Raw genomic sequence first — 13,274 nt, 5'->3', positions numbered from 1 at the left:
GCGCGGCGGCGCCCCCACCCCTCCCCCTGCCCCCCTCCCGCAAGGGGAGGGGGGACTTAAAGGGAAAAGCCCGGCGATCATGCGGCGCTGGTCCTTCGGGTCGCCATGGTCTCCGCCGCCTCGGCCAGCAGCCAGTCGCGGAACAGGGCGATCTTCGGGATGTCGCGGCGGGTCTCGAGATAGACGATGTAATAGGCGACGTCCTCGCGAAGCAGCGTCGGGAAGGGTTGCACCAGCTGGCCGGAGGCGAGCTCCTCGGCGAACAGCAGCGGGTTGAGCAGCGCCACGCCCTGCCCCGCCTTCGCCACCTGGCCCATCATCTGCTGGCTGTCGAGCCGCAGCCCCTCATCGGCGATCGAGGCCGGCACCGCCTCACCCGCCGCGGCGAACCAGCGCTGCCAGGCATCGGCATCGTCCCACAAGAGCGGCAGGCGCAGCAGGTCGCGCGGATGGCGCAGGCCGCCGCCCGCCCGCTGCAGCAGCGCCGGGCTGCACATCGGCGCGAAGTCGACCGGCAGCAGCCAATGCGCGGCCAGGCCGGGCCACAGGCCCTTGCCGACGCGGATGCCGAGATCGTGCTCGCCGCGGGTGAAGTCGACCTTCGCGGTCATGGTGTCGACCCGGACGGTGTAGCCGGGATGGGCCTCCTGGAACCGGCCGAGCCGCGGCACCAGCCAGTTCGAGGCCATGGTCAGGACCGTGGTGACCGAGAGCAGCCCGCCGCCGGCGTCGTCGCGCAGCGCGGCGAAGGCCCCGGCCATGCGCGACAGCGCCTCGGTCAGCACCGGCGCGAGGCGCTGCCCGGCCTCGGTCAGCGCCACCTTGCGGGTGAGGCGGTGAAACAGCGGCGCGCCGACCCGGTCCTCGAGCAGGCGGATCTGGTAGCTGACCGCGGCCTGGGTCATGCCCAGCTCCGCCGCCGCGCGGGTGAAGCTGAGGTGCCGGGCCGCGGCCTCGAACACCCGGACCGCGGCGAGCGGCGGAAGCTGGAAGCCTGGCTGGGTGTCCATGGGGTACGGTCGTCTACGGGCGGGAGTCGGTTACCCTCCGATTTTCGCCCCGGACGCGCGGTACTACAATACACCTTAGTCCCCCCTCCCGCGAGGGGAGGGGGGACTCAACCAACTTCAGCCCTCCCCTGCCCGCCTCAGTCCAGCGACTGCAGGGTCTCGCGCAGGGTTTCGACCAGGCGGTCGATCTCGGCCTTCTCGATGATGAAGGGCGGCGACAGGGCGACGATGTCGCCGGTGGTGCGGATGCCCACCCCCTTCTGGAAGCACTTGATGAACAGGTCGTAGGCCCGGGCGGTCGGGCGGCCGGCGATCGGCTCCAGCTCCACCGCGCCGATCAGGCCGAGGTTGCGGATGTCGATGACGTGGCGGGTGCCCTTCAGGCTGTGCAGCGCCTGCTCCCAATACGGCGCCAGGTCGGCGACGCGCTCGAACAGCCCCTCCTCGCGATACACGTCGAGGGTGGCCAGGCCGGCGGCCATGGCCAGCGGATGGGCCGAATAGGTGTAGCCGTGGAACAGCTCGATCATATGCTCCGGGCCGGTCATGAAGGCGTCGTAGATGTGCTTGCGCACGCCGACGGCGCCGGCCGGGACGGCGGCGTTGGTCAGGCCCTTGGCCATGGTCACCATATCCGGCTGCACGCCGAACCAGTCGGCGGCGAAGGGGGTGCCGAGGCGGCCGAAGCCGGTGATGACCTCGTCGAAGATCAGCAGGATGCCGTGCTTGTCGCAGATCTCGCGCAGCCGCTGCAGGTAGCCCTTGGGCGGCATCAGCACGCCGGTGGAGCCCGCCACCGGCTCGACGATCACCGCGGCGATGGTGGAGGCGTCGTGCAGCGCCACCAGCCGCTCCAGGTCGTCGGCCAGCTCGGCGCCGTGCTCCGGCAGGCCGCGGCTCCAGGCGTTGCGCGCCAGGTCGTGGGTGTGGCGGATGTGATCGACGCCGCCGAGCATGGTGCCGAAGGTGCGGCGGTTGGCGACCATGCCGCCGACCGAGATGCCGCCGAAGCCGACGCCGTGATAGCCGCGCTCGCGCCCGATCAGCCGGGTGCGGGTGCCCTGGCCGATCTGGCGCTGATAGGCCAGGGCGATCTTCAGGGCGCTGTCCACCGCCTCGGACCCGCCGCCGGCTGCGAAGAACACGTGGTCGAGGTCGCCCGGCAGCAGCTGGGCGACGCGGGAGGCCAGCTCGAACGCCTTGGGGTGGCCCATCTGGAAGGACGGGGCGTAGTCCATCTCCGCCGCCTGGTCCTGGATCGCCTGGACGATCTTCGGGTGGCAGTGGCCGGCGTTGACGCACCACAGGCCGGCGGTGCCGTCCAGCACCTGGCGGCCGTCGACCGTGGTGTAGTACATGCCCTTGGCCGAGGCGTAGAGCCGCGGCGCCGCCTTGAACGACCGGTTCGCGGTGAACGGCATCCAGAAGGATTCGAGGTTGTTCGGGGCGCGCAGGTCGCCGCGGGCATCGTCCATGGGTCGCAACTCCGTGTGGAGGGATCCGAACACGCCGAACGGCCGGCGCCGGTCCGCCCCGAGGCTGGGAAAGGCCGGGCCGAAGCGTAGGACCGCCCGGATCGCTGGACAAGCGGGTGCGCGCCCCGGACAATGCGAAAACCGCCGGCGGAGGCCGCCCCGATGCCGGCGTTCGGGATTTCGAACAGGAAAACACCCATGGCCCTGACGCCGGGTCCTGCCCCCATGATCACCGAGTCCCCCCTCCCCTCGCGGGAGGGGGTCAGGGGGAGGGGGTTCCCTCCGCCGGAACCGGCGCTTTCCCCCTCCGGCCAAGCCGCGGCAGACGACCCGGGCATCGACATCGGCGGCCGGCTGCGGCGGCTGCGCGAGGAGCACGGGCTGAGCCAGCGCGAGCTGGCGCGCCGCGCCGGCGTGTCCAACGCCACCGTCTCGCTGATCGAGCAGAACCGCGCCAGCCCCTCGATCGGCTCGCTGAAACGGGTGCTGGACGGGCTGCCGCTGAGCCTGGCCGCGTTCTTCGCCCTGCCCGAGGGGCCGGAGGACCCGGTGTTCTTCCCGGCGGCCGAGCTGACCGAGATCGCGGGCAGGCTTGGCACGCATGGCGGCGATCCCGATGGGTCCGGCCTGATCTCCTACCGCCAGGTGGGCTGCGACCTGTCCGGCCGGGCGCTGCAGATCCTGCACGAGCGGCTGGCGCCGGGCGCCGACACCGGCCCGACGGCGCTGAGCCATGCCGGCGAGGAGGGCGGCGTGGTGATCCGCGGCCGGGTGGAGCTGACGGTCGGCCCGCGCCGCCGCATCCTCGGCCCCGGCGACGCCTATTACTTCCAGAGCCGCCTGCCGCACCGCTTCCGCGTGGTCGGCGAGGAGCCGGCGGAGATCGTCTCGGCCTGCACCCCGCCGAGCTTCTGAGCAGCGCCCGGGCCGCAGGCCCGGGCGCTCGCAGGGGGCCTTCCTGCAGGCCCCTCCCCTCGCCCGGACCCGCAAGCGCCTCCAGCCCCTCCCGCGGGCGGGAGAGGCGAAACACGTCGACGGGTCATGGAAAGAGGGCATGTCGCGACCGCGGCGGCGCTCAGCTGCTGTCCGGCTTCGACAGTCGGGATGGCAGACAGCCGTCTCCGGACTCCTCCGGCGGCTCGGCCCAGCCCTCCGCGGCCGTGGGGCTCACAGCGACCAGGTCCACGCATCTGCCGGGCGCGACGACGGTGCCATCGCTGCCGATGTCGGCGGCATCGTCCCAGCCCCGCGGCATCCAGGCCGGATTCGGCGGTCGGCCGATCTTGCGGCAGACCTCGCGCACGAACTCCTCGGCCGACAGGGTGTCGAGCTGCTCGTCCAGGATCTCGTCCTCGACCAGCTTCTCCCAGACCCAGGACCGCATGTACTCGACGTCCTCGGGCTGCGCGACCGCTTCGGCCACGGCCTGGGCGGCCTGCTCCCGCCGTTGCCGGCGGTGCTCCTGCTCGCCCGACTCCTTGCGCTTTTTCCGGCGCATCAGATAGTTGGCGCGGATCCGCTCGGTCATGGCGATCGACAGCCGCACCGACCGGGACAGCCGCGACTGCTTCAGGTCGAAATCGGGGATCGACTCCGCCCCCGCCGGCATCGCCTGCTGCTGCGTCGAGGTGATCCGCTTGGTGCGCAAGTCGATCGTGACCAGCTCCCGCAGCGAGTCCAGCGCCCAGCCCGTCCATTTCATGTCGGGGTCGGTCGGCCGGATCTCGTCGGAGTCGGATTGCGCCATGTCCATAGAACGTATCATGAACGAGAATCGCGAGTGAACGCAACTGAACATTGCGTTTGCACGCTTGCAGCAGGCGCCCAGCCGGTTGCCACCTTCCCCTGTGGCAGATATCGTCCGTATCGACATTCGCAGATGGGGGCGCGCCATGAGCGACACCGCCATCGCCAAGCTGTTCCAGACCGGCCAGAGCCAGGTCGTGCGCCTGCCTGAGGGTTCCATCTGCCGGGCAAAGAGGTCCGGGCGCGCCACTACGGCTGCGGCGTGCTGCTGGAGCCGCTGGAGCGGGGCGTTGAGGGCATCAAGGCGATCTTCACCGGGATCGCGACCGGCTACGCGGCGACTTCCTGCCCGAGTAGCCGCCGATGCCGCCGGGTGACAACGTGTCGATACCGAGGCACAATTAATTGGCACCGTTGAGCCAACCGGGTCGCCTATATGACAAACGTTCCCAACCAGAGCCTCTGAAAGGCCGGCTCTCTGAGAGCTTTGAAGAATGGCTGCCAAAGCCGCTTTTGTGCGCGTTCTATTAAATCAAAGTACTCTGGAATGTTTCGAAGTCTTCCCCAAACTTTTCCATCGCCTTGACCGATACAAAAGTCGATGGCCAAGATTGGATCCATCGGAAGAGCCGGCATGCGCGGTCCGGGACATTGGAATAAGCCCCGCCAATCACCGTTGATTGCAGCCCCTGCGCTGGGAATGAATGTCGCCCCATTCGCAAAGGCATCCTGCGCGTGGCCACCGCGTTGGAAATGAAAGAATGGGTGCGGCTCGTGCGGAACTCCTCGGCCGTCCTCCAATGCTATTCCTTCAATATGCGTATCCACCCTCCAGTGATCCTGTAACTCGTATACAGCGGAACTCGTTATAAGCCACCCCTCCACACGGACTTGATAGTCGGCTTGCGAGGGCAGATGTTCCTGGTCACCAGGACGAAACCTAAAGCTAAGGAATGAAGCTTCCAACTCGCAATTGGCCGGAAACAAAGCCTTCTTCCGCGGAAGAGGAATAGGAATTTCATCTGCCCTTAACAGGCGATCAGACTTCCACTGATGGTAAAACCTACCTGCTTCTGCCAACAGGAACTGAGCCGTAGATTCAGTTTCAGGCACACGCGATAGGCTTGCGGCGAGATCCGCGAGTTCTTGCGGATCGAATTTCGCGCTCACCTCGAGCCTCGCTTTGCCCAGCGCGACAATCGATCCAGATCAGCCCGATCAAGACGAGGGTCGTCACGTGACTGAAGTGCACGCCCCAAAACGGCCACGAAGGGGTCCATCCAGGGCGGCAACGTTTCTCTTGGAGTAATCCTGACGCCCTTCGAAGGGTCGACGGGAATGATCTCTTCCCGTTCCTCAAGGGTCAGCAGACAGGTTCGCCATGGGCGATCGCCGGGGCTTTCCTCAGGCATCTCAAGCCGGCGCAGATCGGAATGATAACGCGTCAGCAAGGCGTGACGCTCTTCAATACTGCTGCCGGCGAGCGGCTGAGGTGGACTCAAATCCAGCCACCAGTCCTCTAGTCCACGCGCCCACCATCTTGGAAAGTGGTCACGGGCAACGCCCGAGTATCTGATAGGGGCGAGTTCGTCTAAGAGTTGCGACCAACTCTTCGACTGATGTCGGTCTATCCCCAGTCGGATCGCCAGCAGATCCTCATCGATCAGAACGCCCGGGTGCACCAACAGCCGAATGATCCGTCCTGCCTTGAGATGAGGGCGGTCAGCATTGGCCATCTCACGCTCGAACGCCAAATGCCCCCAGAGACTCCAATGTTTATCGTCCAGCCCAACGAAAGTGAGGAGGTCAAACTCGCCTCCAGCGGCATGATAGACTTCCGTGACGCCGAACAATTGACGTTGAACTACTTTCTGCCTGGCGATCTCGCTTAACCCGTCCTTCTCGATCTTCAAATCAAAGACGTCATCGCTACTGCTGTCGTGACCAATGTTTTCGAGAACCCGCGCACGCGCGGAGAAGCGAACGATCGGAAACGAAGGAGCCGATTGGCGTTGTTGCGCCACTCTGATGTTCTGCGCCATACCCGGCCCAGTCGACCGCATTCCGGTCTCGCTAGAGAGATCTACATCCATCAGCACTCCGGAAGGTCGAAGCTCTCCTTTGCCAAGCCGATCTTCCGCGTCCTTTGCTCTGATTGACGTCACGACAAACATACCCTTGACAGAGAGCGCACGAGCAAACTGTTCTGCTTCGTCCGGCTTGTCGTCTACAAGGAGCCATTCAATCATGCATCGTCCTCCTCTGCGGGCAACCGAACCTCAAAGCATGTCGCGAAGCCGGTAGGAGGAGTGACTAACTCGACATCTCCACCTGCCTTTGAGACGATTTGATGAACGATCCAAAGGCCTAAACCGGTTCCGGTGATCTGCTCGTTGGGGTCAGCACTGGAAGGAGCTGCCGCTCGAGTCGTGAAGAACAGATCGAATACTTTCTCGCGATTTTCGGGCGGAACGCCATCGCCTGTGTCGGAAAAGCGGATGACGATCTCGTCATCCAAATTCCGCTCGGCCTGAACGAGAATCTGCCGTGTCCGCGACGTCCGGCGCATGGCCTTAACCGAATTAGAGTAAAAATTAAGCAAGATAGTCGCCACATCGGCTTCGTGCATCGGCCGTGTATAGAGCGCATCAAGTGCTGGCACGTTGAGCTTCAGTTCAATTTCCTGCTTTTCGGCCTGTTGCTTCATACCACGTGAGAATCTTTCAATCTCCCTACTAGCAGAAACCGGACCCAACTCGCGGACAGCGCGGGCGGACGCAACTGTATTGAGATAACTCGTGAGAGCATCAAGACGATTAAGCATCGAATATGCCCGACTTACATCCTCTTGAAATTCTGTATCGTCCGGCTGTGCATCACGCGCGACGTCAAAAACACGTCGGAAGGATATACGAACAGCCTCAAATGTCATTCCTGTTTCGTGACTGAACTCAGCAGCCGTCAGTCCTAGGGTTGCCAGCAGCCTCAGGATGGCTGTTTCGTCCGCGAGGTCCGCCTCTCGCGCCGCGATGATGTCGCCGCCTTCTTTGAGGAGAGCGGCAACTTCGGCCTCAGTTGGCGCGCCTTGGTCTCCCTCATTCTTATCTTCTTCTTCGCTTTCCTGCCGTCTCTGGGCAGCTCTTGCCTCCGCTGCTTCTCTCGCTCGGCGCTCGGCTTCCCGTATCTTCTCAAGGGCACTTGCGTCTGGCTCGGCTCGTGCACCGCCGGCGCGAGATTTTCGTCCCCTGTCCTCTGCAATATTTCTGACCGCGGTAAGAATGATACTGCTGGCGAGCTCCTTGAGATCCTCAAAGGCTGCTGTCTCGATCAATCCTTCACGAGAGGTATTCTCCTCGAAGTCAATACCTTCTGGATCATACACCTCCACTACACCGAAGAAGTTCAAATTGCGGATAGGAGCCAGGGTTACTCCGCGCTGCGCGTAAGTCTCCTCAAGTCCAAGCCAGTCGTCCCCTGGGCCTCCATAAGGAACAACTCGAAAGCCGTTACGATAGAGACGGATGCCGCCCTGGACACGGAGCAAATCCCGCACCCGAGTATAGATCATGCTTGGCAACAGCTTGGCGTCCAGAATGAAGTAGTAAGCCTTCATTCCAACATTTCTGAGGGTCGAATAGGCAGGAGGATTCCTTTCTTCCAGGTGTTTATGGTGAATTCGAGTCCAATTACGGTCCGGACCAAAGCGATTTTGCGCAAGCCGCCACTCGGCCTCGCCAACTTCATTCACACGAAATTCTATGAGGGCATGGAGATGATCCAGAATTTCGGTTTGAAGGTCCGCCACGATTTCTGGATCAAAGAAACCATCGCCGCCACTTAGGAAACGGACTGCGAAGCCAGGATCTGCTGTTGGCCGCATAGCGACCGGTGCGACCGGAAACGGTTGCAGGAGGTTCGCCACCCCCCGCCAGCAGCGCCTGATCTGCGCTTCACTCCATTGATCCCTCAGTCCCTCAATGCGAAGTACGGTACCGGCAGTGCGAGGCGGAATATCTACCAGTCGAACAGGCACATCTTCTAGCCGCATTTCGGGCTTGAAGAGCTTCCAATCGACCGACAGCTCAAGCCCAACTGACTCAGGATCTGTCCATGTCTGCAGCGTGAGCACGTCGCCCAATCTTTGCGTCGCAAAACGCCCAATGCCTTTGCGGCCAGCGCGCTGGCGTTGGAACCGGCGCGATCGCGATTCGCGGACTTTCAAGTTGCTCGCCAGTCGCAGGAATCCGTCGACAAGCTCCTGGCGTGTCATCCCGGTCCCGTTGTCTTCAATAACGAGTGACGTTCGGCCGATCGTGACAGTCACCTCGGTCGCGTCGGCGTCATAAGCGTTCTTAACAAGTTCGATGAGGGCGGTTTCCTGTTTACCGACAAGTTCGCGTCCCAACCGGTCGACAAGTGCCGCATCGGCGACAAAGTAGAGTTCCTCGTTCATACAGCGGCGCCCTTGTTTCGTTGCCTACGCCGTTTCACAATCTCCGCATTCATTTCAGATACTGCTGCTCGCCAGCCTCTCCCCAATATGGATGGCATCAAAAGTTCGTCCGCTATATTGCGAGCGCGATCGATGTTGCCTATCCGAACAGCCCGATCAGCCTCTATCAATATACGTCTATCAATCTCACCATTCGACCGTAGGACTGGGAACTGTCGTGCCTCAACAAGTTCAAATTTGAGCACTCCACCACCATATGGTCGCCCCAGCCGTTCCGCTGCCACCTGACCAAACGTTGAAACGAGGGTGAGTGCTGCAGCCATACGATCGCCGGGAGATACCCCTTCTCTAAATTCGACGCGGTGAAGTGTATTCGTGCATTTAACACCTGGTCCAGCCAGGACTAAGCGAGGGCCTAGGTGGTTCATATAGGTGAAGATGGCGTCGCAATCGGGACCGGTATCGACCGACCACCAAGGATCCCTCTTTTGCAACCAAGCCGTTGTACGCCGCTTCCGATGAGATATCTGCGCAAGACGGCGACGAACGCCGGTGCCTCTGGTAGCGATATCGCTTGGAACTAGCATCCAGGTTTTCTCCCCCACTCCGGCCAAATGGATAAGATCATCCTTGTCAACCAGAACTCCGGGAACATGACGAGATCTCGCGGCGACGGAAACGACGTCCTCTATAGAAATACCTTCCGCCTCTCTTTCTTTCTCGGACACGAGGAACACCTGGTTACAGCCAGTCACAGCGCCAATCGCGATCTTCGCGATAGAGCCCAGCGTCGATCCTGCCGCCACGATGTCGTGGAACACCGACGAACCAGTGGCGCAATCGCGTGATTGTTCGAGCTGATGGGCAGACCAAGATGTAGCTTCGGGAACCTCGCTTGTTCCTAGTCCGTAGCCGTCCGCAAAAAGGAGCGCACCGCGTTCATCCGCTCCATTGACCCAAGCTGGCCGGTCTACGATACGGCGAATCTCAACTTTGTCGAATTGTCGGCAGATTCGGCTTAGGGCCAGTTTCCCGTATCGGGTGAAAAGTGCCGAAGCTGGAATGACCGATGCAAGCCGGCCTCCAGGCCTCAAAAAGCTACAAGCGTGAATGAGAAAGTGCACCCAAAGTCCAGCAGCACCGTCGATGTCGAACCGCCCTCGCAGCGTTCCGCGACGCTGGCGATCAATGGCGTGATTCCTCGTGAATGGAGGGTTTGCAATGATTCCGTCGACGGCTGGCATCGCGTCTGCCGACAGGCCGAGAAAGTCGCCTGACCATACCTCATCTTCGCCAGATAACGACTGTCTGAGTCGCACCGCAACATCTTTGTCGATGTCGCAGGCAATAAACCGGAGGCGTTGTCCGGTGCCATCGCACCGTTGCGCGTGGGAGATAGCAGCTCGTACGAGAGCGCCCTCGCCAGCGCTGGGCTCGAGGAGCCGCTCATTTCCCAATTGGACGACCCATTCTGCCAGGACATCGGCGACGGTCTCTGGTGTGTAAAAGGCGCCGAGGGCCTTGGGGACAGCTGGGACATTCATGCGAATGTGTTAGAGATCAAATTGGCGCTCACCTCAAGCTGTCTCGGTGGGAACTGCCAAGGTTCGATGACCCACTGCCAGGGTCCTCGCCCTGGGTTCCCCCCACGGCACGCTTGCGCTACATCGGGGAGCACCTTCGCACATCGGACCCCGCCATGCCCGACTGGTTCTCGCTCGCCGAGCTCACCGCCCTTGTCCAGGTCGTGATCATCGACGTGGCGCTGGCGGGCGACAACGCCATCGTCGTCGGCATGGCCGCGGCCGGGCTGGCCGCCGAGGAGCGGCGCCGCGCCATCCTGTGGGGCATCGTCGCCGCCACCGGCCTGCGCATCGTCTTCGCCCTGTTCACCACCCAGCTGCTGCAGATCGTCGGCCTGCTGTTCGCCGGCGGCATCCTGCTGCTGTGGGTGTGCTGGAAGCTGTGGCGCGAGCTGCGCGCCGACCACGCCGCCGAGGCCGCGGCGCTGGAGGATGTGGAGGCGGCGGAGGGCGGGGCCGGGTCGGGCGGGGACGGCTCGGGTGGAGGGAACCCCCTCCCCCTGGCCCCCTCCCGCGAGGGGAGGGGGGACTCGAAGGCGGCGGGGAGTGGGAACCCGAAGGCGGAAGGGAGGGGGAACCCGAAGGGGGCGGCGCCGACCAAGACCTTCCGCCAGGCCGTCACCCAGATCGTGCTGGCCGACGTGTCGATGTCGCTCGACAACGTGCTGGCCGTGGCCGGCACCGCGCGCGACCATATCGAGGTGCTGGTCGTCGGCCTCGCCCTCTCCGTCGCGCTGATGGGCCTGGCCGCCAACTTCGTCGCCCGGCTGCTGCACCGCCACCGCTGGATCGCCTATGTCGGGCTGCTGATCATCCTCTATGTCGCCATCGTCATGATGTGGGATGGCGGGCACGAGATCTGGGCGGCGGCCAAGCCGGTCGTGGCGGGCTGAGGGCGGCGTCTCCGCTTCCGGTGCTCACGGACGTCAAGTCCGCTGCGCGCCGGTTCTCGACGCCACCGCCATCCGGCTCACGCCAGCGCATTCCAACCGCTCCGATCGTCTGACGGCGGCCCCCCTCCCCCTGCCCCCTCCCGCGAGGGGAGGGGGAGAGTGAAAGGACGGGTCGGTGCGAGTGCGGGCGCCCGCTCACTCGTCGCGATAGGTGCGGACGATGCCGGCGGGGCGGAGATGGGCGGCGTCGGGGTCCTGGCCGAATTCGCGGCGGGCGCGGCGCTGGCGCAAGAGGTCCCAGGCGCGGTCGAGCTCGACCTGGATCTCCTTCAGCCGCTTCAGCTCGGGGTCGCTCGGCCGGCCGCTGGCCCACAGCCGCTCCTCCTCCGCCACCAGCTTCTCGATCCGGTTCAGCACGGATTGGTCGGTCGTCATGCCAGGCACACTCCCCTCGGTCTCTCCCCAATCGAGAGTAGCGCAAAGCGCGGGCCGTGCCAGGGGAGCACGGGCCTCACCTCTCCGCTTGACTCCGGGCGGCTGCGGCATGAACATCTGTTCATCGATTGAGCAGAATCACAAACTGTCCGATCGTCCGTCAGGCGCCGCCGCCCAGATCGGCGTAGGCTTCCCGCCGGAAGAGAGTGAGACCGCGGACAGACGCGGCTTTGGAGGAACAACCCGAGGAGGCCCACCATGCCCTGGAAGATGTGCAAGGCCCTGGCCGGCGCCGGTGCGCTGGCGCTGCTGCTGTCGTCCGGTTCGGCGATGGCGCAGCAGAAGCTGACCATCGCCACGGTCAACAACGCCGACATGATCATCATGCAGCGCCTGTCGAAGGACTTCGAGAAGGAGAGCGGCATCGCGCTGAACTGGGTGGTGCTGGAGGAGAACGTGCTGCGCCAGCGCGTCACCACCGACATCGCCACCAATGGCGGCCAGTTCGACGTGCTGACCATCGGCACCTATGAGGTGCCGATCTGGGGCGCGCAGGACTGGCTGCTGCCGATGGACGACGTACCGGCCGACTACGACCTCGAGGACGTGCTGAAGCCGGTGCGCGACGGGCTTTCGCATGAGGGCAAGCTGTACGCCCTGCCCTTCTATGCCGAAAGCTCGATGACCTTCTACCGCAAGGACCTGTTCGACAAGGCCGGGCTGAAGATGCCGGACCAGCCGACCTACGACCAGATCAAGGAGTTCGCGGCCAAGCTGCACGACCCGTCGCACGAGATCTACGGCATGTGCCTGCGCGGCAAGCCGGGCTGGGGCGAGAACATGGCCTTCGTCGGCCCGCTGGTGAACACCTATGGCGGCCGCTGGTTCGACGAGAAGTGGGAGCCGACCATGGACTCGCCGGCGTGGAAGGAGGCCATCACCTACTATGTCGACCTCTTGAAGAACTACGGGCCCCCGGGCGCGCCGTCGAACGGCCACAACGAGAACCGGGCGCTGTTCGCCAGCGGCAAATGCGCGATGTGGATCGACGCCACCTCGGCCGCCGGCTACCTGTACAACCCGAAGGACTCGACGGTGGCCGACAAGGTCGCCTTCGCCCAGGCGCCGATCGCCAAGTCGCCGAAGGGCAACCACTGGCTGTGGTCCTGGGCCCTGGCCGTGCCGAAATCGACCAAGGCACCGGACGCCGCCAAGAAGTTCATCACCTGGGCCACGTCCAAGCCCTATATCGAGGCGGTGGCGAAGAGCGACGGCTGGACCGTGGTCCCGCCCGGCACCCGCAGCTCGACCTACGCCAACCCCGAGTACCAGAAGGCCGCGCCCTTCGCGTCCTTCGTGCTGAAGGCGATCGAGACCGCGGACCCGAACGACGCCACGGTCGAGAAGGTGCCCTACACCGGGGTGCAGTTCGTCGGCATCCCGGAGTTCCAGGCGATCGGCACCGAGGTCGGCCAGCAGATCGCCGCCGCCCTCGCCGGCTCGGTCACGGTCGACGCGGCGCTGAAGGCCGCGCAGGACGCCGCCGACCGGGCGGTGACCCAGGGCGGGTACAAGTAAGCCTGACGTCCGGCCTTTGAAGTCTCCCCGCCTCCTCTCGGCTGGGTGTTTTCCAGTCCCCCCTCCCCTTGCGGGAGGGGGTAGGGGGAGGGGTCTGGGGG

General features: G+C 64.1%; 11 protein-coding genes. 3 read left to right on the top strand and 8 right to left on the bottom strand.

The window, feature by feature from the left end; genetic code table 11:
• Positions 1 to 77: 77 nt before the first annotated feature.
• Together gcvA and AAHM41_RS34725 are read right to left on the bottom strand one after the other, a co-directional pair.
• The gene (gene gcvA / locus AAHM41_RS34730) at positions 78 to 1,010 is read right to left on the bottom strand and encodes a transcriptional regulator GcvA (protein WP_342241201.1); all 933 of its coding nucleotides are present in this window, start codon (positions 1,008 to 1,010) and stop codon (positions 78 to 80) included.
• 137 nt (positions 1,011 to 1,147) lie between these two features.
• Positions 1,148 to 2,485, bottom strand: coding sequence for an aspartate aminotransferase family protein (locus AAHM41_RS34725; protein ID WP_342241200.1), 1,338 nt, complete (start codon positions 2,483 to 2,485; stop codon positions 1,148 to 1,150).
• 198 nt (positions 2,486 to 2,683) lie between these two features.
• On the opposite strand from AAHM41_RS34725, the gene AAHM41_RS34720 reads away from it, so the two are divergent.
• On the top strand, positions 2,684 to 3,400 hold the full coding sequence (locus AAHM41_RS34720; RefSeq protein ID WP_342241199.1) for a cupin domain-containing protein: 717 nt from the start codon (positions 2,684 to 2,686) through the stop codon (positions 3,398 to 3,400).
• 160 nt (positions 3,401 to 3,560) lie between these two features.
• Here the strand turns inward: AAHM41_RS34720 and AAHM41_RS34715 are convergent, their stop codons facing one another.
• The 5 genes from AAHM41_RS34715 to AAHM41_RS34695 all read right to left on the bottom strand — a co-directional run bounded on the left by AAHM41_RS34715 (position 3,561) and on the right by AAHM41_RS34695 (position 10,228).
• Positions 3,561 to 4,238, bottom strand: coding sequence for a hypothetical protein (locus AAHM41_RS34715; protein WP_342241198.1), 678 nt, complete (start codon positions 4,236 to 4,238; stop codon positions 3,561 to 3,563).
• A 425-nt stretch (positions 4,239 to 4,663) separates the two neighbouring features.
• A complete protein-coding gene (locus tag AAHM41_RS34710; protein WP_342241197.1) occupies positions 4,664 to 5,401 on the bottom strand; it encodes a hypothetical protein in 738 nt (245 codons plus the stop codon).
• Positions 5,398 to 6,480, bottom strand: a complete 1,083-nt coding sequence (locus AAHM41_RS34705; protein WP_342241196.1) for a hypothetical protein — start codon at positions 6,478 to 6,480, stop codon at positions 5,398 to 5,400. The genes AAHM41_RS34710 and AAHM41_RS34705 overlap by 4 nt, the downstream gene beginning before the upstream one ends.
• Entirely contained in the window at positions 6,477 to 8,684 is a 2,208-nt protein-coding gene (locus AAHM41_RS34700) for a sensor histidine kinase (protein ID WP_342241195.1), read from the bottom strand. Before AAHM41_RS34700 ends, AAHM41_RS34705 begins: the two co-directional genes overlap by 4 nt.
• Entirely contained in the window at positions 8,681 to 10,228 is a 1,548-nt protein-coding gene (locus tag AAHM41_RS34695; RefSeq protein ID WP_342241194.1) for an N-6 DNA methylase, read from the bottom strand. Before AAHM41_RS34695 ends, AAHM41_RS34700 begins: the two co-directional genes overlap by 4 nt.
• Before the next feature lie 155 nt (positions 10,229 to 10,383).
• Here AAHM41_RS34695 and AAHM41_RS34690 point away from each other — a divergent pair, with 155 nt between their 5' ends.
• Positions 10,384 to 11,160 carry a TerC family protein gene (locus tag AAHM41_RS34690; protein ID WP_342241193.1) on the top strand — a complete coding sequence of 259 codons (777 nt, stop codon included), beginning with the start codon at positions 10,384 to 10,386 and terminating at the stop codon, positions 11,158 to 11,160.
• A gap of 195 nt (positions 11,161 to 11,355) precedes the next feature.
• Here AAHM41_RS34690 and AAHM41_RS34685 read toward each other — a convergent pair whose 3' ends face one another.
• Positions 11,356 to 11,595: a DUF2630 family protein gene (locus AAHM41_RS34685; protein WP_342241192.1), complete on the bottom strand. Its 240-nt coding sequence runs from the start codon at positions 11,593 to 11,595 to the stop codon at positions 11,356 to 11,358.
• Positions 11,596 to 11,853: 258 nt separating this feature from the next.
• Here AAHM41_RS34685 and AAHM41_RS34680 point away from each other — a divergent pair, with 258 nt between their 5' ends.
• Positions 11,854 to 13,173, top strand: coding sequence for an ABC transporter substrate-binding protein (locus tag AAHM41_RS34680; RefSeq protein WP_446719510.1), 1,320 nt, complete (start codon positions 11,854 to 11,856; stop codon positions 13,171 to 13,173).
• The last annotated feature ends 101 nt before the right edge of the window (positions 13,174 to 13,274 follow it).

It is taken from the genome of Inquilinus sp. OTU3971, assembly GCF_038440215.1.
The sequence above is the reverse complement of the archived record's forward strand: the minus strand, read 5'-3'. Positions and strand labels throughout refer to the sequence as shown.